Here is a 23,209-nt window from a genome sequence, read left to right as displayed (position 1 = left end):
AATGGACGAACGCAACAATCCGTCGACAGCGTATTTGGAGGCGATGGAGGAGGGCGTCGCCAAGCGCGTGGCGTCCGCCGCCCCACCGGAAAAGCACGGAGAGGACTACCCGGGCCAATCGCGGCTCTGGGACGCTGCTGCCGCACAGGCAGATGTCCTGCGGGAGCAGGCAGCGCACATCGTTGCGGATCTGCACGCCCACCCCGAAACCGCTTTTGAGGAGCATCGCTCCATGTCGGTACTCGCGGACCTCGTGGAGGAGCATGGTTTTTCCACGCGCCGCGGGGTCTATGGTGTGGAGACCGCGTTCGAAGCCTCGTGGCGGAGCCCGGATTTCAATCCCGAGCAGCATCCCACCGTGGCCATCCTTGCGGAGTATGATGCCCTGCCGCATATTGGGCACGCGTGTGGGCACAATGTCATCGCCGCGGCGGGTGTTACTGGATTCTTGGCGGCTACTGCCGTGCTGGACGACGCCACCCCTTCCTTATCCGGCCGCATACTTCTCCAGGGAACCCCTGCGGAGGAAGGTCATTCCGGCAAGGAATACATGATTCGCGGAGGCAGCCTCGACGGCGTGGATGCCGCAGTGATGATCCATGGCTTTGGTTATGACATCGGCGCGCACGCCTGGGTAGGCCGCCGCATCTTGCGTGTGACATTTCGTGGTGTGGCTGCACATGCGAGCTCCCAGCCCTTCATGGGGCGCAACGCCCTCGACGCCGCGAGCTTGGCCTACCAGGGCATTGGTCTGATGCGGCAGCAGATGCCGCCTTCGGATCGCGTGCACGCCATCATGAGCGGTGGCGATCGCCCTTCCATTATTCCGAGCGAGGCGGAGATGACTATTTACGTGCGCTCGTTGGGAACGCGCACGCTCATGGATCTGTCCGCCAGGGTGGAAGACATCGTCCAGGGTGCAGCGCTCATGGCCGGCGTTGAGGTGGATGTGGATTGGGACGAGCATCCGATGACGCTGCCCGTGCGCAACAATGCGGCGCTGGTGGACCGCTGGACGGCGACGCAAGCGCGCCGGGGGCGCACTGCGCTGCCGGCGGGGACGGTTCCGGATACGGTGGCTGCCTCGACGGACTTCGGCAACGTCTCCCACCTCGTTCCGGGTTTGCACCCGATGGTGCAGGTTTCGCCTACCGACGTGGCCTTGCATACCGAGGACTTCGCCCGCTGGGCGGCCACGCCGCAGGCGGTGGATGCGGCTGTCGATTCGGCTGCCGGGTTGGCGCAAGTAGCGCTAGATTTCTTGGCGGACTCGGACTTTCGCCGCGCGGCGCAGGAAGACTTTGATAGGGAAGGGCCCGTATCGGTGACCGATCTCATCGCGGAGAAGGGGTAGCGGGCCACGTCCTTGTAATGGCACGTCACGGGGCGTCGCCCAGCGTATGCGTACCCCCGTGATGAATTAAGAAACAATTGTGTGCTTGAAAGGTAAGCCTTACATAGGTTAGGTTATGCGCTGACATTATTTGCCAGCTGTGGTTAGCCACACCTAATATGCAAGGAAACTATGTTTACTCTTTCTCGCCGTGCCGCAGGCGCGACCGTCACCAAAGTTGCCGCCACCCTCTCCGTGGCTGCGCTCGCTCTAACGGGTTGCTCCGCAAACCAATCCCAGGATTCTGCTGAGCCGACCAACTCCGCAGCCGCGGACTCCTCCACGATTACGCTGGAGGATAACTTTGGTTCGAAGGAGGTCGCGCTGCCGGTAGAGAACCCCGCGGTGACGGATAACCGCGCTTTCTCCGTTCTGGCTCAGTGGGATATCGACCTTGCCGCCGCGCCGCTTCCGCTGGTGCCGAAGTCCCTGCGTGATACCTACAACAAGGACACCGTCGAGGTTGATCTGGGCTCCCATAAGGAACCGGATCTGGAAAGCCTCGTCGCAGCGGAGCCGGACGTGGTGTGGAACGGCCAGCGTTTCGAGCAGCACCAGGAGGACATCGAGAAGCTGCTCGAAGATGTTCCAGTTGTTGACTTCGAGCCGCGCGATGACAAGGACTTCTTCGAAGAGCTCAAGCGCCACACCGAGGCGCTGGGCCAGGTCTTTGGCCACGAGGAAGACGCCGAAAAGCTCATCGCGGACTTCGACGCTGCCGCCGAGCGTGCCAAGAAGGCCTATGACCCTGAGCAGAAGGTGATGGCCGTGAATACCTCCGGTGGTGAAATCGGCTACATCGCTCCTGGCATCGGGCGCGTGTATGGGCCGGTCTTCGACTTGCTCGGCCTGACCCCGGCCCTAGAGGTCGACAATGCTTCTGACGACCACGAGGGCGATGATATTTCCGTCGAGGCGATTGCTCAGTCCAACCCGGATTGGATCCTCGTTATGGACCGCGACGCTGCCATTTCCAAGGAAGGCGAGCAGGTCACCCCGGGTGAGAAGCTGGTCAAGGACAATGCGGCGCTGAAGAGCGTGAGCGCGGTAAAGGACGGCAACGTTTACGTGGCGCCGAATGACACCTACATTGATGAGTCCATCATTACCTACACCGAGATCTTGAACGCGCTTGCCGACGCCTTCGAGAAGGCCCAAGCCTAAACAGTTCTGCGTTAGCGAAGGAGAAGATTCACAACGTGACGGTGAAGAGTAGCGCTGCGTCCCAGCGGCCAGCCGCGAACAAGCGCAGTTCGCGCGGTTCTGTGCTGACCTGGAAGCTGGGCCTTGGCGTACTTGGCGTCGTCGCGCTACTCCTCCTTTCCCTCATGGTGGGCGAGTACAGCATCCTCGATAATGAGGATGGCTGGGACATGTTCTTCACCACCCGCATACCGCGTACCGTGGCGCTCGTTTTGGCGGGCGCTGCGATGGCAATGAGCGGTTTGGTTATGCAGCTGCTGACTCAAAACCGCTTCGTGGAACCCACGACGACGGGTACCACTGAGTGGGCAGGTCTTGGCTTGCTTTTTTCTTTAATCCTCTTCCCGCACGCATCGGTGCTGGTGAAGATGATCATTTCGGTGCTCTTCGCATTTGTGGGCACCATGGTGTTCTTCGCGTTCTTGCGCCGTGTGGCGTTGCGCTCTTCACTCATCGTGCCGATCATCGGCATCATGCTGGGCGCGGTCGTCAGTGCGGTGTCTTCCTACGTGGCGCTAGCGACGGATACCTTGCAGCAGCTCGGCATCTGGTTCATGGGATCCTTTACCTCTGTCTATGAAGGACAGTACGAAGTCCTGTGGATCGTGCTGCTGGTTTTGGTGGCTGTGTATTTCTATGCTGACAAACTCACCGTCGCTGGGCTGGGTGAGGATATCGCCACCAATATTGGGTTGAACTATCAGCGGATGATTCTGCTGGGAACCGGGCTCATCGCCGTGGCGACGGGTGTTGTTACCGTCGTCGTCGGCGCATTGCCGTTCCTCGGTCTTATCGTGCCCAACGTAGTGAGCATGCTGCGCGGCGATGACCTGCGCTCTAACCTCCCGTGGGTCTGCCTGCTCGGTATCGCCACGGTGACCTTATGCGACCTCATCGGCCGCACCATTATTTCCCCGTTTGAAATGCCCGTATCAGTCATCCTGGGCATTGTGGGTGCTATCGTGTTCGTCGTCTTGATCGTGAGGTCGACCAAGTGAGCGTAAGTATCTCTATCCCAGCGACGAAGGAACCTGTGCAAACGTCACGTGCCCAGCGGAACGTGGGAAGCTTCCAGTCTGCTGCTGCGGCACGAAAATACTGGATCATCCTCTGCGTACTGATTGTCGCTGGTTTGGCCTTCGCCTTTGGGCTCTTGGCCTACGACAACCCCATGGAATTTGGCACCCGCAAATGGTGGCTCATTGCACGTCGCCGCGCTGATGCAGTGACGGCCATGGCGATCGTCGCCGTATGCCAGGCCGTGGCTACGGTGGCTTTCCATACGGTGACCAACAACCGGATTCTCACTCCTTCCATCATGGGGTTTGAGTCCTTGTACGTAGCAATTAATACAGCCACGATCTTTTTCCTTGGCGCCTCCGGTCTAACTCAGGCCCGCAACATGGGAACCTTCCTTGTACAGCTTGTGCTCATGGTGGCCCTATCCCTCGTGCTGTACTCATGGCTGCTGACCAGCCGCCGCAACAATATGCATGCGATGTTGCTGGTCGGCATCATTATCGGTGGAGGCCTGGGATCGCTCTCGACGTTTATGCAGCGCATGCTGACACCCAGCGAATTCGATGTGCTGACTGCACGCCTTTTCGGTTCCGTGAATAACGCGGAGAGCGAGTACTATCCCATCGCCATTCCGCTGGTTCTCGCCGTGACACTGCTGATGTATCTGAACTCCCGCCAGCTCAACGTGCTAGCTCTGGGCCGCGATGCTGCGACGAACCTTGGTGTCAACCACAAGGTCAATGCAATTTATACCCTGATTTTGGTCTCCATTCTTATGGCGACGAGCACCGCGCTTGTAGGGCCTATGACCTTCCTTGGCTTCCTCGTGGCGACCTTGGCCTACCAGGCGGCGGAGACGTATGACCACCGTTTTTTGTTCCCAATGGCAATTGCCACAGCCTTTGCTGTTCTTACCGGCGCCTACTTCCTCATGCAGCACGTCTTCTATGCGCAGGGCGTGGTCTCCATCATTATCGAGCTCGTGGGTGGCAGTGTCTTCCTTCTGGTCATTCTGCGAAAGGGCAAGCTGTGATCAAGCTTTCCAAAGTTTCCAAGTCCTACTCCGGTGAGACCAACATTGGCCCCATCGATCTGGAGATCCCCTCCGGCGGTATCACTGCGCTGATTGGGCCGAATGGCGCGGGCAAGTCCACGATGCTGACGATGATTGGCCGGCTTCTCGACGTCGACGAAGGCACCATCGAAGTCGCCGGTTACGACGTGTCCGCCACGAAATCTCAGGACTTGGCGAAGATCCTCTCCATCCTGCGCCAGGAGAATCACTTCATTACCAAGCTGACCGTGCGCCAGCTGGTGAGCTTCGGCCGTTTCCCTTACTCGAAGGGGCGCCTGACTGCGGAAGATGAAGAGATAGTCTCGCGCTACATTGACTTCTTCCACTTGCGTGAATTGGAGAATCGCTATCTCGATGAGCTGTCCGGCGGCCAGCGCCAGCGCGCCTACGTGGCGATGGTGCTCTGCCAGGAAACGGATTACGTGCTTCTCGACGAACCCCTCAACAACCTCGACATCTCACACTCCGTGGAGATGATGAAGCATTTGCGGAAGGCCGCCAAGGAATTTGGCCGGACGATCATCATCGTCCTCCATGACATCAACTTTGCTGCCCGCTATGCCGACTATATTTGTGCGGCCAAGGACGGGAGCATCGTTGCCTTCGGAAGCCCGGAGGAGATCATGCGTGATGAGATCCTCACGCCCATCTTCGAAACCCCAATCACTGTTATCGATGGCCCGGATGGGCTGTTGGCCTGTTACCACTAGCTATTAACATTCAGGTGGACTGCCCGACAGCGAGGAAAACCGCCCCAGGAAGAGTGTCAAAAGGTGCATCTTCCTGGGGATTTGTTGTTTGTTGGGGGTGTGCGTATATTTATCGGAGTCGCCGCGAGACGCCGGTGACAAGGAGATTAACTCCCAGTTGACAAGATTTAAACTTGTTGGCTAGAGTATGAACTCCAGCCGCTCAGAGCAATGAATAAACAGATTCAGTGCAAAGAGTGTGCGGATGATGTTTGAGAACTCAATAGTGTGCCAATGTACTTTTTTGTTGGTTGATTTTATTCATTTTGGCCGTGATGCGTTGTATGTGTGTTGCGGTTGGTGTATGCCGGATGGCGCTTTTCTTTCAAGCGGCGTCATTGTAAATAACATAAGTTGTTTGGGCGTATTGTTTAAAATCTTCTAACGTGACCGGCTCCCTGTATATCCCCGTCGGGTTGGGGGTTGGTTGATGGATTTTTTCTTTATGTAATTTTTGGATAGCCAGTTCAGGCCTTTTGGTCTGTTGTGGTTTGTTCTTTTTGTTAGGTTTGGGCTTTTCACGGCCTTTTTTGTGGAGAGTTTGATCCTGGCTCAGGACGAACGCTGGCGGCGTGCTTAACACATGCAAGTCGAACGGAAAGGCCAGTGCTTGCACTGGTACTCGAGTGGCGAACGGGTGAGTAACACGTGGGTGATCTGCCTTGCACTCTGGGATAAGCTTGGGAAACTGGGTCTAATACCGGATATGAACCGTCTTTAGTGTGGTGGTTGGAAAGTTTTTTTCGGTGCAAGATGAGCTCGCGGCCTATCAGCTTGTTGGTGGGGTAATGGCCTACCAAGGCGTCGACGGGTAGCCGGCCTGAGAGGGTGTACGGCCACATTGGGACTGAGATACGGCCCAGACTCCTACGGGAGGCAGCAGTGGGGAATATTGCACAATGGGCGGAAGCCTGATGCAGCGACGCCGCGTGGGGGATGACGGCCTTCGGGTTGTAAACTCCTTTCGACAGGGACGAAGCGCAAGTGACGGTACCTGTATAAGAAGCACCGGCTAACTACGTGCCAGCAGCCGCGGTAATACGTAGGGTGCGAGCGTTGTCCGGAATTACTGGGCGTAAAGAGCTCGTAGGTGGTTTGTCGCGTCGTCTGTGAAATTCCGGGGCTTAACTTCGGGCGTGCAGGCGATACGGGCATAACTTGAGTGCTGTAGGGGAGACTGGAATTCCTGGTGTAGCGGTGAAATGCGCAGATATCAGGAGGAACACCGATGGCGAAGGCAGGTCTCTGGGCAGTTACTGACGCTGAGGAGCGAAAGCATGGGTAGCAAACAGGATTAGATACCCTGGTAGTCCATGCCGTAAACGGTGGGCGCTAGGTGTAGGGGGCTTCCACGTCTTCTGTGCCGTAGCTAACGCATTAAGCGCCCCGCCTGGGGAGTACGGCCGCAAGGCTAAAACTCAAAGGAATTGACGGGGGCCCGCACAAGCGGCGGAGCATGTGGATTAATTCGATGCAACGCGAAGAACCTTACCTGGGCTTGACATACACCAGATTGCTGCAGAGATGTAGTGTCCCTTGTGGTTGGTGTACAGGTGGTGCATGGTTGTCGTCAGCTCGTGTCGTGAGATGTTGGGTTAAGTCCCGCAACGAGCGCAACCCTTGTCTTATGTTGCCAGCATTTGGTTGGGGACTCATGAGAGACTGCCGGGGTTAACTCGGAGGAAGGTGGGGATGACGTCAAATCATCATGCCCCTTATGTCCAGGGCTTCACACATGCTACAATGGTCGGTACAACGCGCAGCGACACTGTGAGGTGGAGCGAATCGCTGAAAGCCGGCCTTAGTTCGGATTGGGGTCTGCAACTCGACCCCATGAAGTCGGAGTCGCTAGTAATCGCAGATCAGCAACGCTGCGGTGAATACGTTCCCGGGCCTTGTACACACCGCCCGTCACGTCATGAAAGTTGGTAACACCCGAAGCCAGTGGCCTAAACTTGTTAGGGAGCTGTCGAAGGTGGGATCGGCGATTGGGACGAAGTCGTAACAAGGTACCCGTACCGGAAGGTGCGGGTGGATCACCTCCTTTCTAAGGAGCTTTAATTTTAAGCACCAGTTGGTGCTATGAGCATGTGAGTATTTGTTCTCATGTGTGTGGTGGTTGATGTAGGCGATTGTTCTACTGCCATCGAATGATAATCGGGTGGAGATACATCTTAACCAGAATGGTTGACTAACATTTTTTTTAAAAGTACGTGGTGCATTGTTGGGTGTCTGGGGCATTGTTCCCTGGTTGTATAACCCACATGATGGTAATGACCGTGTGTAGGCCTTTGTTGGTTGTGGTTGTTGGGTTGTGTGGGGTGTTGTGTGAGAACTGTATAGTGGACGCGAGCATTAAACCGCATGCTTTTTACCTTGTGGCAGCTGGCTTTTTATAGTTGGTTGTTGTGGTGGGTGTGTGGTTTGTGTGATTTCTTTGTTCTTTTTGTGTTTTGTGTGTTCACGCCACTGTTGATGATTGCTGCTTGTTGTGTGGTGGTTGTTGGTGGTGGTTGTGTGTTCGTTATTTAGGGCGCATGGTGGATGCCTTGGCATGCTGAGCCGATGAAGGACGTGTAAGGCTGCGTTAAGCCTCGGGGAGTTGTCAATAAAGCGTTGATCCGAGGATGTCCGAATGGGGAAACCTGGCACCTGTTATGGGGTGTTACCCTTCAGTGAATTCATAGCTGTTGTGGGGGTTTACGCGGGGAAGTGAAACATCTCAGTACCCGTAGGAGAAGAAAATAAAATTTATGATTCTGCTAGTAGTGGCGAACGAACGTGGATGAGGCTAAACCGTGTGCATGTGATACTTGGTAGGGGTTGTGTGTGCGGTGTTGTGGGCCCCAATGTGAATCAGCTACCACTGGTTTGCTTGTGTGTTGTTGTTAGGTGAAGTGGTGTGGAAACGCCTACCGTAGAGGGTGATAGTCCCGTAGTTGAAGGCTGCAATGCATGGGTTGTTGGGTTGCCCGAGTAGCAGCGGGCTCGTGGAATCTGCTGTGAATCTGCCGGGACCACCCGGTAAGCCTAAATACTCAGTGTGACCGATAGTGTATGAGTACCGTGAGGGAATGGTGAAAAGTACCCCGGGAGGGGAGTGAAATAGTTCCTGAAACCATGTGCTTACAATCCGTCAGAGCACCTTTTTATGGTGTGATGGCGTGCCTTTTGAAGAATGAGCCTGCGAGTCAGCGGCATGTCGCGAGGTTAACCCGTGTGGGGTAGCCGTAGGGAAACCGAATCCTAATGGGGTGTTTTAAGTGGCATGTCCTGGACCCGAAGCGGGGTGATCTACCCATGGCCAGTGTGAAGCAGTAGTAAGATGCTGTGGAGGCGCGAACCCACGTAGGTTGAAAACTGCGGGGATGAGCTGTGGGTAGGGGTGAAAGGCCAATCAAACTCCGTGATAGCTGGTTCTCCCCGAAATGCATTTAGGTGCAGCGTCGCATTAGCTTGGTGGAGGTAGAGCTACTGGTTGGTTGAGCGGGACTACAATCTTAGCAATGTCAGCCAAACTCCGAATGCCATCAATTTGTGTTGTGCGGCAGTGAGACTGTGGGGGATAAGCTTCATAGTCGAGAGGGAAACAGCCCAGATCGCCGGTTAAGGCCCCTAAGGGTGTGCTAAGTGGAAAAGGATGTGGGATCGCGAAGACAGCCAGGAGGTTGGCTTAGAAGCAGCCATCCTTGAAAGAGTGCGTAATAGCTCACTGGTCGAGTGGTCCTGCGCCGACAATGTAGTGGGGCTCAAGCACACCGCCGAAGCCGCGGCAAACTTTTTTGTTTGGGTAGGGGAGCGTCGTGCATGTGTTGAAGCGTTACCGTAAGGAGGCGTGGAGTGTGTGCGAGTGAGAATGCAGGCATGAGTAACGAATTGGAAGGTGAGAATCCTTCCCGCCGGATGACTAAGGGTTCCTGGGTCAAGTTCGTCTTCCCAGGGTGAGTCGGGACCTAAGGCGAGGCCGACAGGCGTAGTCGATGGATAACCAGTTGATATTCTGGTACCCGTATATCCGCGCCCATGATAAAGCACTGATACTAACCACCGCGGATATAATTGATGTGTTCTTTGAACATGTTGGTTGTTGATGTCGTGGGGCCTGATGTGTGGTTCAAGTGATGGGGTGACACAGTGTAGTAGCCATGCCGCTTAGTGGATTGTTGGTGTAAGCGTGTGAGGTGGTGTGTAGGCAAATCCGCACACCGTAATGCCTGAGGCGTGATGCGTAGCCCAAATGTGGGTGAAGTTGGTGATCTAGTACTGTCGAGAAAAGCCTCTAGCGATGTGGATGTATGGCCCGTACCCTAAACCGACACAGGTGGTCAGGTTGAAAATACTAAGGCGTTCGGGTGAACTGTGGTTAAGGAACTCGGCAAAATGCCCCCGTAACTTCGGGAGAAGGGGGACCACATGACTTAAACCAGTCTTTGCGCTGGTGGTGGGTTGTGGGGTCGCAGAGAATAGAGGGAAGCGACTGTTTATCAAAAACACAGGTCCATGCGAAGACGTGAAGTTGATGTATATGGACTGACGCCTGCCCGGTGCTGGAAGGTTAAGAGGACCGGTTAGTAGTCTTTTGGCTGCGAAGCTGAGAATTTAAGCCCCAGTAAACGGCGGTGGTAACTATAACCATCCTAAGGTAGCGAAATTCCTTGTCGGGTAAGTTCCGACCTGCACGAATGGCGTAACGACTTCTCTGCTGTCTCAACCACAGGCCCGGTGAAATTGCACTACGAGTAAAGATGCTCGTTACGCGCGGCAGGACGAAAAGACCCCGGGACCTTCACTATAGCTTGGTATTGGTGTTCGGTTCGGTTTGTGTAGGATAGGTGGGAGACTATGATGCATGCACGCCAGTGTGTGTGGAGTCGTTGTTGAAATACCACTCTGATCGGATTGGATGTCTAACCTTGGCCCATGATCTGGGTTGGGGACAGTGCCTGGTGGGTAGTTTAACTGGGGCGGTTGCCTCCCAAAATGTAACGGAGGCGCCCAAAGGTTCCCTCAGCCTGGTTGGCAATCAGGTGGTGAGTGTAAGTGCACAAGGGAGCTTGACTGTGAGACAGACATGTCGAACAGGGACGAAAGTCGGGACTAGTGATCCGGCACCTACTTGTGGATGTGGTGTCGCTCAACGGATAAAAGGTACCCCGGGGATAACAGGCTGATCTTCCCCAAGAGTCCATATCGACGGGATGGTTTGGCACCTCGATGTCGGCTCGTCGCATCCTGGGGCTGGAGTAGGTCCCAAGGGTTGGGCTGTTCGCCCATTAAAGCGGCACGCGAGCTGGGTTCAGAACGTCGTGAGACAGTTCGGTCTCTATCCGCCGCGCGCGTTGAAACTTGAAGAAGGCTGTCCCTAGTACGAGAGGACCGGGACGGACGTACCTCTAGTGTGCCAGTTGTTCCGCCAGGAGCATCGCTGGTTGGCTACGTACGGAAGGGATAACCGCTGAAAGCATCTAAGCGGGAAGCCTGTTTTAAGATGAGGTTTCACTTGAGGTCCCCCAAAGACGATGGGGTTGATAGGCCAGACCTGGACGCACCGCAAGGTGTGAAGGCTACTGGTACTAATAGACCAAAACAAACACACACACTCACAATTGAGTGTGTCAACATATAAACACAAATAAAGACAAGAAACACACTGTCGCTTCGCGTCCACTACACAGTATCTGACACAACACACGCAACCAGGCACAAAGATGCCTCGAGTGTTTGTCGGTGGCCTATAGCAGCAGGGAAACGCCCGGACCCATTCCGAACCCGGAAGCTAAGCCTGCTAACGCTGATGGTACTGCAACCGGGAGGTTGTGGGAGAGTAAGAAACCGCCGACACCAAACAAAACAACAACTCAATAAACACAGAAGAGACCCTTTGAAAGCACCACCGCTTTCAAAGGGTCTCTTCGTTGTTTTCGCATGCAGCCTAAAAGTACAGACACGAAGATGCATACATCCTGCTGGCAGGCCACTACCCGCACGAAGGCGTGGAGAAGGGGTGGAGAAGACTTAGCCCTCGGCTGCCGTTATGACGGGCCGGGGCTAGCTCTGCAGGAAGGGGCTCTTCAATCGCCGCTATCGCTCAAGGTTCAACCCGGCACTCAACCGATCAATCCGAGTCCTTCTGCACTCGATGCCGCCATGTAGACTCCCACAATTGCCGCAATCCACAGCAACGTCACTTTGGCTTCATGCTCCAGCCGACGGATGGCGCGCTCCAGACGGGGAAATATAGCCGGCCCTGCTGCGCCTGCAATGACAGCCATAAGAGTTGCCGGAAGGACCATGATGATGCAGTACCCCGCAATAAGCGCGACCTTGCCGCTAAACCCGAAAGACATAGACTGGATAATTCCCATTGCGCCTAGGTAGGGCAACATCGTTGCAGCCTCGACAACGGCAGCACCTAGCGCAAGCCCTACCATGCCGGACGCACTCAGTGACGCGCCCCGTGCAAGGCGGGAGGCGCGACTCTTCGGTACTTCGGGGCCGGCGGTCTGCGTGGCCGCGGGCTTTTTGGGGTTTGGCGAGAAGACGCCGAAGATGAAAAGCCCTGCGCCCAGAACAAGCGTCACCCACTGGAACCAGTCAGTCTCGCTTACGCCAGAAAGTCTCGATACTGCAGCATCGAATCCTAATAGAAGCGCAATGCCAAGGCCGCAGTAGGCCGTGGCGATCGTAGCGAGATAGGTGCCCAATAGGCCTAAACGTACTCGTCGCCAGATAACAATCATGGCGATAGGAATGACAAGGGTACCTGCACTCAAACTATCTACGAGTGCAAGGCCGGCAAGGGGAAGGAAGTCTGACATGGAATTCTCCAGTAGTCGGGTGTTCGAGGGGAGGTTGACCTTAGCTTCGCGAAGGGCCTCAACCCCGATTAATACGTTCGTATTAATCGTGCGGTTGGTACGATTGTATGAGGCGCAATGCGTGAGTGCAACTACACTTATGAATGGCTCATCGCATTTGAGCCACGGAAGATTGGAGCTCCTTGTCTGTTGATCGCAATACCCCCATCACCGGTACCACCGCAGTGATCGCTGATGCTGCGATTCGAGTGATGGTCAGCCAGGGCCTCGATGCCCTGAGCGTGCGCAATGTCGCCACTGAGGCTGGCGTCGCACCTGGGACTGTCCAGTACCAGATGGGTAAACGGGACGATATCATCGCGAAAGCTTTTGTCAGGTCGTTGCAGCGCCAGGAGTCGCGGGCCCTTACACAAACCGATGCGACGGATTTTCACGCGGTCTTCCACGGTCGCCTGGCTGAACTTTTGCCAATTGGACCTGTCCAGCGCGAGGATTCCGCTGTGTGGGTCATAGTGGGAGCTGCTGCCTCGACGCGCGAATGGCTGGCTGACTTATACGACGCCGAGGTGAGGAAGTTTCGGGCGCGAGTGTCTGAAGGTCTCGAAGTAGCGCAACGTTTCGGAAAGTTAGCCCGAGGGCTGTCGCCTGAGCAAGGTGCTCGTCTTGTCACCGCACTGGTCAACGGGCTGACGATCGACTACCTCAATGCGCCTGTGGACTCGGCGAAGCAGCTGCTGGCAGACCTTGCTTCGGGACTCGCGCTGATTGTAGAACCCGGTTCTCCTAAAGGCTAGAACGGAATGTAGGGGTTGAAAGCCGTTAAAGACAAGAACGCGCAGGACGGTGAAGGCATGCTTAGGAGCCTGAATTCTTAGGACTCTGCAGTTAGCCGGCGCACGGCTTCCCGTATCACCTCGGGACGCTTGCAGAAGGCAAAGCGCACCTTGTACTTCCATGGCTCAGGGTTGTCCGTGAAGGCAGCAAGCGGGATGGCAGCCACGCCCTTCGTGGTTGGGAGTTGCATGCAGAAGTCCACGCCGGTCATGCCGGTCGAGGAGACATCGGCAACCACGTAGTAGGTGCCGCCAGTGTCATGCACGTGGAAGCCCAGCTGCTTGAGGCCTTCCACTAGGATGCTGCGGCATTCTGCAAGCTCATCCACCATGCCGTCCAGCCATTCTCGTTCGTAGCGCAGGGCGTGGGCCACGGCGGGCTGAAAGGGCGTGGTGGAGACGAAGGTGGTGAATTGCTTGGCTTTGATGACGCCATCGAGAAGCGCAGGCTCCGCAATGGCCCAGCCGGTCTTCCACCCGGTGCAGTTGAAGGATTTGGCGGCAGAAGACACGGTGACGGTGCGCGCGGCCATCCCCGGCAGGGAAGCGATGCTGACGTGCTCGGCGCTGCCGAAGGTGAGGTTTTCGTAGACCTCGTCAGCCAACACGAGGAGGTCCTTCTCCACGCAGAGTTCAGCGAGCTTGGTGAGTTCTTCGCGGGAGAAGACCGAACCGGTCGGGTTGTGCGGGGTATTGATGATGACCATGGCGGTCTTGTCCGTCACTGCGGCGCGCACGGCATCGACGTCGATGTCCCAACTGTTGCCGGATTCCTTCAAGGGGACGGGGACGCGGGTGGCGTCGGCAAGCGCGATGGCAGCGGCGTAGGCATCGTAGTAGGGCTCGAGGACGATGACTTCTTGTCCAGGCTCCACGAGGCCCAGCACCGTGGCGGTGATGGCTTCGGTAGCACCCGCGGTGACCACGACGTGATCCTGCGGTACGGAGTAGGTCTCCGCGATGGCGCTGACAAGGTCCGGAACACCGCGCAGGGGAGCGTATTGGTTGTTGCCGCCGGCGATGTTCTCCTGGGCAATCTCCAGCATGCGCTGTGGGCCGTCGCTGTCGGGGAAACCCTGGCCTAGGTTCACCGCGCCATTCTCTACGGCAAGCGCGGTCATGGTGGCGAAGATGGTTTCGCCAAATTCTTGTAGTCTCTCAACAGTCATTTAGAGCACCAGCAGATCGTATTTCGTAGCTTTTACATCGGTTAGACGCTTGCGGGCGCGCTCGAGGCGCTGCCACTGATCTTCCGGAATGGACTTGCGGGCAATCGTCACGGTCTCCGCATCTGGGGTGCCCCAGGCAATCGGCATGGGGGTGATCTGCTGCCAATGTTCCTTGTCGTCGCTGCTGCGCTGGCCGGAGACAGCGGCCACCGGAACCTTGGTTCCCACGGTGCGCTTAATGCCCGGGATATTGGTGACCGTGCGCAGGCAGGCGCCCCAGCGCGGCGGAGCCTTCGGGTCCACGTTGGTGTTCACCAAGGCCATGAGCACCATATCGCGCTCGTTGACCTCCGCCACGACGGCGGGGGCAAGCGGATAGGAGTCGTAGAGCTTTTGGGCCGATCCAACCTTGCTCGAAGCCAAGACACCGATGACGGCGCAAAAGATGCCGAAGAGCGCCATGCCTACCGCCAGCGTGATGCGCCAGACGGGGTCGATTCCAAAATAGACGGCAATCGCACCGATGATAAGCACCAGACCCATGACGAGGCCGGAATTGCGCAGGCGCGAGGAATCACGCAGGAGCTCATTGTTCTTCTTGGCAAAGTCTTCGTTGACTTCAAACTTGAAAATCTTCATCAGCTCACAAGTCTACTTCGTCCACCAGCCGGTAGGCATAACCTTGCTCGGCCAAAAAACGCTGGCGGTGCATGGCATATTCCGCATCAATCGATTCGCGCGCCACGAGAGTGTAGAAGGTAGCCTCCTGCCCGTCCTTTTTCGGGCGCAGTAGGCGGCCTAGGCGCTGGGCCTCCTCCTGGCGGGAGCCGAAGGTACCGGAGACTTGGATGGCCAGGGCGGCTTCGGGCAGGTCAATGGAGAAGTTGGCCACCTTGGACACCACGAGGGTGTCCAGGTTGCCTTCCCGGAATTGTTGGAAGAGCTTTTCGCGTTTGGCGGTGGAGGTCTTGCCGTCGATAACCGGTGCGTCTAGGTGCTCACCGAGCTCCTCCAGCTGGTCCACGTAAGCGCCAATGATGAGTGCCTGCTGACCTTCATGTTTCTTCAGCAGCTTGTCGACGGCCCGCAGCTTCGCGCCTGCCGACGCCGCAATCCGGTAGCGCTCCCGCGCTTGTGCCGTGGCATAAAGCAGGCGTTCCTCCTGCGTCATGTCGACGCGCACCTCGACGCAGTCCGCGGTGGCGATATAGCCGGCGGATTCCAGCTCCTTCCACGGCGCGTCATAGCGCTTGGGTCCGATGAGCGAAAAGACATCACCCTCGCGGCCGTCCTCGCGGATCAACGTGGCGGTCAGCCCGAGGCGGCGGCGCGATTGCAGGTCGGAGGTCATCCGGAAGACTGGGGCGGGCAAGAGGTGGACTTCGTCGTAGATAATAAGGCCCCAGTCATGGGAATCGAAGAGCTCGAGCGCCCGGTATTCACCTTTGGTCTTGCGGGTAACCACTTGGTAGGTGGCGATGGTAATCGGCTTGATTTCCTTCTTCTCGCCAGAGTATTCACCAATTTCCTCCGGCGTGAGGCTGGTGCGGCGCAGTAGTTCATCGCGCCATTGGCGCCCGGCCACGGTGTTGGTCACCAGGATGAGCGTGGTGGCCTGGGCTTTGGCCATGGCGGCAGCACCCACGATGGTCTTGCCCGCGCCACAGGGCAGGACCACGATGCCGGAGCCGCCAGACCAGAAAGATTCGGCGGCATACTGCTGATAATCGCGTAGCTGCCAGTCCACCTCCTCCGTGCTCAGCGCGATGGGGTGGGATTCGCCGTCGACGTAGCCTGCGCGGTCATCGGCGGGCCAGCTGGCTTTGAGCAGCTCTTGCTTGAGCCGCCCACGCGCGGAGGGCGGCACGGCGATGGTGTTGTCATCAATGCGCGGGCCCAGAAGTTCGCTGACCTTCTTGGTGCGCGTGAGCTCCTCCAGGATGACGGGTTCGTCCGATTCGAGGATGAGGCCGTGGGCCGGATGTGCCAGCAGGCGCACGCGCCCGTAGCGCGACATGGTCTCGGCGACGTCGATCAGCAGCGCCTGCGGCACCGGGAAGCGGGAGTAGTTCTCCAGAACGTCGACGACCTGCTCGGCATCGTGCCCGGCGGCGCGGGCATTCCACAGTGCCAGTGGGGTGATGCGATAGGTGTGGATGTGCTCGGGGGCGCGCTCCAGCTCAGCAAAAGGTGCGAGCGCTGCGCGAACCTCGTCGGCCTGCGGGTGATCCACCTCGAGGAGGACGGTCTTGTCCGATTGGACGATGAGTGGTCCGGGCATGTCTGGGGCCTTTCTACTCTGGGCGTCAGGGAAGGACTTAATCCCTGTCGGCGAAGCGGACGGAGGAAATGCGGTGTACCGGGAAGCGCACGGGTTTGCCCGCTGCGCCTAGGGCATCAATGTAGCCGCCTTCCACCGACAGTGGCTTCACAGTCACGGTGCGCAGCTCGCCGCTTTTATCGGCATAGGAGATCACGATATCGGCGTGGAAGCGCGCGGCGGCACGGGCGAGCGTGAGGGGATCCGGTTCCTCTTCCTTCTGCGCGCTGGGATTCTGTGCTGACTTCTGCAAAGCCTGAAGCGCTTGGTCCACCGAGGCCGGCTCCCGCTTGTGGGCTTTCGGACGAGGCGTAGGAAGCAGGTAAGGCTCGGGTGCGACGGTAAGGGAGGCCCCGGATTCATCCTCCGCAGTGGGGGAGAGGCCCTTAGCGCGCAGCTTCTCCAGCAGCTCGCCCACGCGCAGCTGAGATATCGCCACGGTGGGCGCGAGCAGACGCAAATCAGGAACGGATGCGACGGCGAGCTCCAGAAGCGAGGGGTCCTCGCTGCGGAGATAAGACAGTGCAGCTCCGCTGCGGAGGGTGCCATGGCGCTTGGCGACGTCCCCGATGGCAAACCCCAACGCCTGCGGCACGCCCGTCGGCGAGTGTGCTTCCAAGAAGTCGGTCATTTCCTGCGCGGTGAGCCCCTGGTCCATGCAACGGCGAATGGTGGCCTCGCTGATGCGGTACACGCTGGCTAGGCCTGGGGATTCGAGGTCCGCCAGGGAGGCGAGGGTGCGGTGCGTGTCTGGCTCAAGGGGTCCGGGCACGAGGACGGTGAGATCTTGCTGGATGATGAATTCGCTGACGGTATCGGGGACAAGGCTGGCGGCTGCTGCGCAATCAGCCAGCACGCGGGTGGCTTTGCCCAGCGCAATGGCGCCGATCCATTCGGCTTCGGCGCGCAGATTCTCAATGGTCAGCGTGCGCGTGTGGCTGGCAAAGAGTGGGGATCGAAAGCGCAACTCTTCCCAGAACTCATCGTCATTCAGCGCGACTGCGGAGTGTGCATAGACGCCGAGAACGAAAGCGCGGAAGCGCGGCAGGCGGCGCACGAGGCTATCCTCCGCGAGCACCCGGGTCTCAGCCCAGCTGGCCCAGGGGGAGGTGCGCCAGGCGTCGAGAAGAATGCGCCACTTCTCCCCGAGATCGGCCTCGAGCCAGTCCTGGGAGCCGGTGGTAGGCGCGAGGAAGTGGCCCTCCAAGCCATCCGGCTCGCCGCGGTGGAGAAGCCTAGCGTGGTGGCCCATGCAGATGAGCCGCGCAACCTCCTCCTTCTCCAGAGCGAGATCCTTGGCCAGCTGGTTGAGTGGACGAACGCCCACCGAAGAATCCTTCAGTAGTGCTACCGGATGGCTTCCGAGCAACTCGATGAGCCGCTCCATGCCGCGCACGGCTTCGAGGCCAGCTGCGGCACCGGCGTCATCCGCCTTGGGATTCGGCTCAGGGGTGCCCGCGCGCCCCGAGGGGGTGGTGGGAATGGGCGGGGTGGTATCACCAGCCAGCAGGCGGGCGAGCGAGTGCGGCAAGCGCACAGAGTGCGCGTTGATACGCTCCAGAAAACCTTTGGCCAGCAGGCGCTTGGCGGGATCCTCGGAGTTGATGTCCGGCTCGGTGTCGGTGGTATAGCCCATGCCGTCGCTTTTGCTTAAAGCATCAAGGACTCGGCGCTCCTCGGGGGCAAGCGCGGCTAGATCCTTCTCATCGACCTCTACTTGGTTGCGCAACGACCAGCCGGTGGGAAGTGAGCCCATCACGGCGGTGACGATGCGCACCTGTGGGGCATCGCCGAAGACGAGGCCGCGTTCCTTGAGCTGCCGAGTTACCTCAGGGTTGGTGTCCTCGACCATGTCGACCTCGCCGCCGCGTTGGGCGATATCCTCCAAGACAGCTAGCTGTTCGGCGTTGCTGGCTGCCAAGGCATCCGCGACGTGCATCGGAAGGGTCAGGCGTGAGGCCAGTGCGTCGAAGTCCTTCGGTGCGGGGGAGAGAACATCGCTGCGGTTGCTCAGCAGGGCGCGCAAGTCTTCGTCGGGCAACTGGCTGAGCCACTCGCGGTAGCTCTCGGTGACGCGGGCGCGGTGTGAAGGGGAGGTCATAATGGCGATCAAGTTTAGTAGTTAGCAGAAGGGGGAGGCATGGGGCCCTCGTTGGGCGAATAAGTTACTTTTTGCCGCGGGGTTTGGAATAATGAGGAGCATGTCGAACGAGAACAAAGGCTTCGTATCCCCGGCTTGGCCGAAGAACAGCCCCCGCGAGCACGCAATTACTGAACTTACTGCACCTTTTGCTGGCGCTTCCAGCCCGTACGGTGACGACCTGATTCTGCCGATGCCGGCAGAAAAGCTCAACTACGTTCACCCGTACACCCGCATCAACCGCTAAGTAGATGCGCAACTAACGGCGCATCCATACGCGGTGAAGCCGAGCCTTGGCGGCTTGCTTTCAGCCCCTCCGAGAGTGTTCTCCTCGGTGGGGCTATACGTGTATGTGTCGGATCCCTTCATCCCTTCTTCGGGATGTCTTGGGGCTAAGTAGAGCGGCTCCTCTGGAGCCTAGGAAGAAATGAAAGTAGGGGCCGGCTGGATTTCTCCAGGCGGCCCCTACTTTTTATGTACTTAAAGCTCTGCCTCTACGTGCCAAGCTTGCACAGCGCACTACTTAGCGTGTAGCCAGAACCTGTGCCAGCGGGTCGATGATGTGGCGGTTAGCGGAGTAGAAGGCGTTGAAGTCGTGGCGGTTAGCCTTGTACTGCTCGGTAAAGGTTGCCGGGATGGTCAGGCCGTACTGGGTAGCGGTGTCCTCGATGAGGGTGTAGAGGGCGTCGGAAGCCAGCTCATCGGTCGGCTGCTCAGCAGCCTCTTGGACCGCCTTCGGTGCCTCAGCCGGAGCCTGCGGTGCAGCCGGTTCCGGAGCGGCGCTCACGTCGCGCGGGGTCGGAGCAGAGTTCAGGCCCAGGCTAGCGGAGCAAGCTGGCCATGCGCCCCAGCCCTGCTGTGCCAGGGTGCGCTCAGCAACAGCGATCTGCTGCTCGCGGGTTGCCAGGTTAGCGGTCGGAGCGAATTCACCGCCGCCGTAGGCCTGCCAGGTCTGAGCGTTGAACTGCAGACCGCCGTGGTAACCGTTGCCGGTGTTGATGGCCCAGTTGCCGCCGGACTCGCACTGTGCGAGGCGGTCCCAATCGGAATCCGGTGCAGCGGCAGCGTTCGGTGCCATGATGGCTGCGGCGGCGCCCACGGCAACAGTGGAGGCGGCAAACTTGGTGGCGATGGACTTGTTCTTAGCGGAGTGGCGTCCCATTAAAGTATTCCTTCTCTAGGTTGTTCTTGCTTTCTCGCGCCCAGATGATGCCCAGTCCGGCATGTAGTTCTGCAATTGATGTTCATGTTCATGCACATCATGTATGGCCGCCGTGTGGAAGCCCGGACTGTGTCTGGGGCGAGACTTCCACGGCCGGCGGCCGAAGTGCCTGTGGGAAAGAGTAGCGGTTTATAACGAAACAGTCACGTTAAATGCTCTAAAACGGTAACGGAAGTTCCGATTCCCCAACATTTCCCCTGTTCGCAGTGCAAATGTTAGCTATCTCACACATGTAACGGGTGTGGTTGCTGGGGTGATATCTATCGTGGGTTTCTTTGTCGGGAGCGTGAGGGTTAAAATGTATCTCTTTAAAAGTTCCACGGATAATTCCTCCGCGCGGCTGCAAGGATTCGGTTCACGCTTCGCCGCGCCTCCTCGTCCCAAGACGGGCGGATCCTATCAGCCTGGTGCCTGGCAGCGCCTAAGCTCTTAGAAGAGGAGACACGGAAAGAAAGTGAGTGAAGAGCCATGCCTATCGGCAAAGTGAAGTGGTATGACGCAGACAAGGGCTTCGGCTTTGTCAGCAACCCTGGCGATGAAGACGTCTATGTTGGTCGCAATGTGCTGCCCAAGGGCGTTGATGAGCTGCACCAGGGCCAGCGTATTGAATTCGATTTCGCGGCTGGCCGCCGTGGCCCGCAGGCACTGCGTGTCAAGGTGCTTGATATCCCGCGCCGTCGCACCCCGGCCCGCAAGCCCGAAGAGCTGGCGAGCATGCTCTCCGACGTCATGACAATGCTTGAGACCCAGGTGCAGCCGGTGCTGAGCCAAGGCCGCTACCCGGAGCGCAAGACTGGCCGCCAGGTTGCCGAGATCCTGCGCGCTATCGCCAAGGACTTGGATAGCTAAGGGATCTAAAGCGTTAGGCCCGTAACTGAAAAGTGCCCTAGCTGACGAAAGTTGTGCTGATTTTTCAATGATCAGTCGTACTTTTGGCAGCTAGGGCACTTTTGTGATCGCGTAGGCGCGTGGGGGTTAACGCGCGCCGCAGTACTGCTATTTCTCTTCTGGTGCTTCGGCCTCGTCGTCTTGGGTGTTATCGGAAGTCTTGGATTCCTTGAGCTCTTCATCAGTCATGGTGGACAGTGACCATACCGTGTGCATCGGGGTCTCCTCGCCGTTGGCATCCTGGCCAATCATCAGGGTGGAGATTTCCACCACCATCAACTTCGGGCGCTCACCGGTGGAGGCTTCAATAGGCGGTACAGAGCCGGGGATTTCCAGCGACGTGGTTTCGTTGGCACCGTGGGAGGTGCTGTCATTAGCGGCCGGGTCGTCGTAAATGGAAAGCACTGACCATTCGTGGTTGGAGATAGCCTCGGGGATCTCCACTTTCAGGGTGTCATCGGGGCCCACCGTCAGGTTAGGCACTTCGCCCTCTTCGCAGTCCGTGCCGGGCTCGCAGACGATGTAGGGGGAGACCTCTAAGGTGTCCTCGCCCACTGTGGCCGTGATCGTGACGTCTGCTGGCTCGGGGCCGGGGCGGTCGTTCCACCACTTCTGGAACAACACCACTGCAACGACGATGACTGCCACGGCGATAATGAGCGCCAGAAACTGCAGTAGCGACTTCTTCCTTGCTTGCTTCACGGTAGCCATGGCAGAAAATCCTACTCGAAGCGCACCCGGTACAGCTCATCCCAGAGCTTGCCGGTGATCCAAAACTCGTCGGTGCCCGGGATTCGGGCAATGCCGTTGAGGACCGCGTTGGGATCTGCAGAGGGAACGTGGTTGAGGTTTGCGGTATCGATCACGGCGGTGACCGCGCCGGATTCCGGGTCGATGCGCAGGATATCCTCGCTCATCCAGACATTGGCATAGACCGCGCCCTCGACGCACTCAAGCTCATTGAGGTTATCCACGGGGGAGCCGTCGAGGGTGACCTTGGTGCGCGGGCCGCGCTCCTCAAAAGTCTCTGGATCGAGACGGCGTAGTGTGGCAGACCCATCGGACATGATGAGCTCAGAACCCGCGTTACACAGGCCCCAGCCTTCGCCGTCGTAATGAGCGCGCTGTAGTTCTTCAAAGGTGGTGGAGTCCCGCAGGAAGGCCGTGCCGGACTTCCACGTCAGCTGCCAGATGCCGGCGTCGGTTTGCGTGATGCCTTCGCCGAAGTATGTGTGCTCGAGCGTGGTTTCTTCCAGAGCGGTTTCTGTTCCCGGGTTGAAGCGCAGCAGGCGCGACTTGCCGTTAAGCCCGGTGCCGATCAACAGGTTGCCATCGGGGTCGACTTCTAGGCCCTGGGTGAAAGTATCGGCAGGCAGGGGTGCGGTGTCCAGGACGGTGACACCGAGGTGCTCTGGGGAGCTTGCGCTTGGCGACGTCCCACCCGCCGTAGACGAAGAAACATCCTCGTGTGCGGCTTGAGAAGAACATGACGTTAAGGGTGCGAGCAGTGCAGCAGCGGAGAGGACGGCAGCAAGTGCGCGGAGGGCGCGGTCGGTGTGGAGGAGAGGCATGACTGTCATTGTGCACTATGGCGCGGTACGTGATTAATAATGGGAGAGTGACTCGCAAGAAAAAGATGCATTCCCCGCTTCTCGATTCGACCGCCGTCAGCCTGGCGCGCCGGGCCGTGGAGGAGGTGGGTGAGGGGGACGTCGGCAAGCACCGTGGCGTTGCCGGTGTGGGCCGCAACGTGGCCACCCATCGTTTTGATGCGCACGTGCCGGGCTATCCGGGGTGGGAATGGCACGCCGTCGTTGCCTGTGCCGAAGGCTCGCGCACCCCAACCGTCAACGAGGTAGCCCTCGTCCCCGGCGGGCAGGCACTTCAAGCGCCGGAGTGGGTTCCTTATTCCGAGCGCCTGCGCCCAGGAGACCTTGGTCCTGGCGACCTCATGCCGCCCGCTCCCGATGACGACCGGCTGGACGAAGGGAAGCTCTCCCAGGTTGGCCTCACGGAGGCCAAAGAGCGCTGGCGCAAGAAGTACGGGCCGAATTCGGATATGGCATCCCAAGCCCAGCTACAGTGCAAAACCTGCGCTTTCTATCTCGAGCTGCTGCCTAATTATGGCGTCTGTGCCAATGAATACTCCGCGGATGGAAAAGTGGTGCACGCCACCTACGGGTGCGGCGCGCATTCCGGCACCACCGTCCGTGAGGAGGGATCGGAGCAGGAGAGGCCCTTCGATGATGAGAGACCTATCTACTAAAGAGTGAGGTTTCCTTCCCGCGCGCAGCAGCAATGCCGCGTGCGGGTTTTGCGTTTTAGTGCCTCGATGGAGCACCCTTAGCAGGTAAAACTTCATTTCTCTAGATAGAAGGG

17 protein-coding genes and 3 rRNA genes are annotated in these 23,209 nt (G+C 58.3%); 12 read left to right on the top strand and 8 right to left on the bottom strand.

Annotated features, from left to right (window positions below; genetic code table 11):
- Position 1 precedes the first annotated feature (1 nt).
- The 8 genes from ABZS45_RS06795 to rrf all read left to right on the top strand — a co-directional run bounded on the left by ABZS45_RS06795 (position 2) and on the right by rrf (position 11,281).
- On the top strand, positions 2–1,354 hold the full coding sequence (locus ABZS45_RS06795) for a M20 family metallopeptidase (RefSeq protein WP_070524658.1): 1,353 nt from the start codon (positions 2–4) through the stop codon (positions 1,352–1,354).
- 171 nt (positions 1,355–1,525) lie between these two features.
- Positions 1,526–2,557, top strand: a complete 1,032-nt coding sequence (locus ABZS45_RS06790) for a siderophore ABC transporter substrate-binding protein (RefSeq protein ID WP_070524657.1) — start codon at positions 1,526–1,528, stop codon at positions 2,555–2,557.
- A 35-nt stretch (positions 2,558–2,592) separates the two neighbouring features.
- A complete protein-coding gene (locus ABZS45_RS06785) occupies positions 2,593–3,594 on the top strand; it encodes an ABC transporter permease (RefSeq protein ID WP_412099180.1) in 1,002 nt (333 codons plus the stop codon).
- Positions 3,595–3,629: 35 nt separating this feature from the next.
- Complete coding sequence (locus ABZS45_RS06780) at positions 3,630–4,649, top strand: iron chelate uptake ABC transporter family permease subunit (protein WP_412099179.1); 1,020 nt, start codon at positions 3,630–3,632, stop codon at positions 4,647–4,649.
- Complete coding sequence (locus ABZS45_RS06775; protein WP_412099178.1) at positions 4,646–5,401, top strand: ABC transporter ATP-binding protein; 756 nt, start codon at positions 4,646–4,648, stop codon at positions 5,399–5,401. Before ABZS45_RS06780 ends, ABZS45_RS06775 begins: the two co-directional genes overlap by 4 nt.
- A gap of 568 nt (positions 5,402–5,969) precedes the next feature.
- Positions 5,970–7,487 (top strand): 16S ribosomal RNA (locus ABZS45_RS06770).
- 470 nt (positions 7,488–7,957) lie between these two features.
- Positions 7,958–11,036 (top strand): 23S ribosomal RNA (locus ABZS45_RS06765).
- Positions 11,037–11,163: 127 nt separating this feature from the next.
- Positions 11,164–11,281, top strand: a 5S ribosomal RNA gene (rrf, locus tag ABZS45_RS06760).
- The 16S, 23S and 5S rRNA genes sit together here, the layout of an rRNA operon.
- A 266-nt stretch (positions 11,282–11,547) precedes the next feature.
- Here rrf and ABZS45_RS06755 read toward each other — a convergent pair.
- Positions 11,548–12,258, bottom strand: a complete 711-nt coding sequence (locus ABZS45_RS06755) for a GAP family protein (protein ID WP_412099177.1) — start codon at positions 12,256–12,258, stop codon at positions 11,548–11,550.
- Between the two features lie 182 nt (positions 12,259–12,440).
- Here ABZS45_RS06755 and ABZS45_RS06750 point away from each other — a divergent pair, with 182 nt between their 5' ends.
- Positions 12,441–13,052, top strand: coding sequence for a TetR/AcrR family transcriptional regulator (locus ABZS45_RS06750; RefSeq protein ID WP_412099176.1), 612 nt, complete (start codon positions 12,441–12,443; stop codon positions 13,050–13,052).
- Positions 13,053–13,129: 77 nt separating this feature from the next.
- Here the strand turns inward: ABZS45_RS06750 and ABZS45_RS06745 are convergent, their stop codons facing one another.
- Genes ABZS45_RS06745 through ABZS45_RS06730 form a run of 4 tightly spaced genes read right to left on the bottom strand, consistent with a single transcriptional unit; the run spans position 13,130 to position 18,681 of the window.
- On the bottom strand, positions 13,130–14,260 hold the full coding sequence (locus ABZS45_RS06745; protein WP_412099175.1) for a pyridoxal phosphate-dependent aminotransferase: 1,131 nt from the start codon (positions 14,258–14,260) through the stop codon (positions 13,130–13,132).
- Positions 14,261–14,899, bottom strand: a complete 639-nt coding sequence (locus ABZS45_RS06740) for a DUF3239 domain-containing protein (protein ID WP_412099174.1) — start codon at positions 14,897–14,899, stop codon at positions 14,261–14,263.
- A 4-nt stretch (positions 14,900–14,903) separates the two neighbouring features.
- Complete coding sequence (locus tag ABZS45_RS06735; RefSeq protein WP_412099173.1) at positions 14,904–16,541, bottom strand: DNA repair helicase XPB; 1,638 nt, start codon at positions 16,539–16,541, stop codon at positions 14,904–14,906.
- 37 nt (positions 16,542–16,578) lie between these two features.
- Positions 16,579–18,681, bottom strand: coding sequence for a helicase-associated domain-containing protein (locus ABZS45_RS06730; RefSeq protein ID WP_412099172.1), 2,103 nt, complete (start codon positions 18,679–18,681; stop codon positions 16,579–16,581).
- A 100-nt stretch (positions 18,682–18,781) separates the two neighbouring features.
- Between ABZS45_RS06730 and ABZS45_RS06725 the strand changes: the two genes are divergently transcribed.
- Positions 18,782–18,967 (top strand): hypothetical protein, encoded by a 186-nt coding sequence (locus ABZS45_RS06725; RefSeq protein ID WP_010187772.1) that lies wholly within the window; start codon positions 18,782–18,784, stop codon positions 18,965–18,967.
- Between the two features lie 276 nt (positions 18,968–19,243).
- On the opposite strand, the gene ABZS45_RS06720 is transcribed toward ABZS45_RS06725, so the two are convergent.
- Positions 19,244–19,882, bottom strand: a complete 639-nt coding sequence (locus ABZS45_RS06720; RefSeq protein WP_412099170.1) for a resuscitation-promoting factor Rpf1 domain-containing protein — start codon at positions 19,880–19,882, stop codon at positions 19,244–19,246.
- Between the two features lie 528 nt (positions 19,883–20,410).
- Here ABZS45_RS06720 and ABZS45_RS06715 point away from each other — a divergent pair.
- Positions 20,411–20,791 carry a cold-shock protein gene (locus tag ABZS45_RS06715; RefSeq protein ID WP_412099169.1) on the top strand — a complete coding sequence of 127 codons (381 nt, stop codon included), beginning with the start codon at positions 20,411–20,413 and terminating at the stop codon, positions 20,789–20,791.
- Between the two features lie 147 nt (positions 20,792–20,938).
- Here ABZS45_RS06715 and ABZS45_RS06710 read toward each other — a convergent pair whose 3' ends face one another.
- Both ABZS45_RS06710 and ABZS45_RS06705 read right to left on the bottom strand, forming a co-directional pair.
- Positions 20,939–21,541: a DUF2771 domain-containing protein gene (locus ABZS45_RS06710; protein ID WP_412099167.1), complete on the bottom strand. Its 603-nt coding sequence runs from the start codon at positions 21,539–21,541 to the stop codon at positions 20,939–20,941.
- 11 nt (positions 21,542–21,552) lie between these two features.
- Entirely contained in the window at positions 21,553–22,401 is an 849-nt protein-coding gene (locus tag ABZS45_RS06705; RefSeq protein WP_412099166.1) for a glutaminyl-peptide cyclotransferase, read from the bottom strand.
- Between the two features lie 65 nt (positions 22,402–22,466).
- Here ABZS45_RS06705 and ABZS45_RS06700 point away from each other — a divergent pair, with 65 nt between their 5' ends.
- A complete protein-coding gene (locus ABZS45_RS06700) occupies positions 22,467–23,096 on the top strand; it encodes a DUF3027 domain-containing protein (RefSeq protein ID WP_412101147.1) in 630 nt (209 codons plus the stop codon).
- Positions 23,097–23,209 lie beyond the last annotated feature (113 nt).

Origin of the sequence: Corynebacterium aurimucosum (assembly GCF_046895345.1) — a bacterium.
Classification (GTDB): Bacteria; Actinomycetota; Actinomycetes; order Mycobacteriales; family Mycobacteriaceae; genus Corynebacterium; species Corynebacterium aurimucosum_G.
This window is presented reverse-complemented; position numbering and strand designations above follow the sequence as displayed.

Coding starts and splice junctions, on each gene's coding strand:
- ABZS45_RS06795 (WP_070524658.1), top strand. CDS start 2: ATGGACGAACGCAACAATCCGTCGACAGCGTATTTGGAGGCGATGGAG.
- ABZS45_RS06790 (WP_070524657.1), top strand. CDS start 1,526: ATGTTTACTCTTTCTCGCCGTGCCGCAGGCGCGACCGTCACCAAAGTT.
- ABZS45_RS06755 (WP_412099177.1), bottom strand. CDS start 12,258: ATGTCAGACTTCCTTCCCCTTGCCGGCCTTGCACTCGTAGATAGTTTG.
- ABZS45_RS06745 (WP_412099175.1), bottom strand. CDS start 14,260: ATGACTGTTGAGAGACTACAAGAATTTGGCGAAACCATCTTCGCCACC.
- ABZS45_RS06740 (WP_412099174.1), bottom strand. CDS start 14,899: ATGAAGATTTTCAAGTTTGAAGTCAACGAAGACTTTGCCAAGAAGAAC.
- ABZS45_RS06735 (WP_412099173.1), bottom strand. CDS start 16,541: ATGCCCGGACCACTCATCGTCCAATCGGACAAGACCGTCCTCCTCGAG.
- ABZS45_RS06730 (WP_412099172.1), bottom strand. CDS start 18,681: ATGACCTCCCCTTCACACCGCGCCCGCGTCACCGAGAGCTACCGCGAG.
- ABZS45_RS06725 (WP_010187772.1), top strand. CDS start 18,782: ATGTCGAACGAGAACAAAGGCTTCGTATCCCCGGCTTGGCCGAAGAAC.
- ABZS45_RS06720 (WP_412099170.1), bottom strand. CDS start 19,882: ATGGGACGCCACTCCGCTAAGAACAAGTCCATCGCCACCAAGTTTGCC.
- ABZS45_RS06715 (WP_412099169.1), top strand. CDS start 20,411: ATGCCTATCGGCAAAGTGAAGTGGTATGACGCAGACAAGGGCTTCGGC.
- ABZS45_RS06710 (WP_412099167.1), bottom strand. CDS start 21,541: ATGGCTACCGTGAAGCAAGCAAGGAAGAAGTCGCTACTGCAGTTTCTG.
- ABZS45_RS06705 (WP_412099166.1), bottom strand. CDS start 22,401: ATGCCTCTCCTCCACACCGACCGCGCCCTCCGCGCACTTGCTGCCGTC.
- ABZS45_RS06700 (WP_412101147.1), top strand. CDS start 22,467: ATGCATTCCCCGCTTCTCGATTCGACCGCCGTCAGCCTGGCGCGCCGG.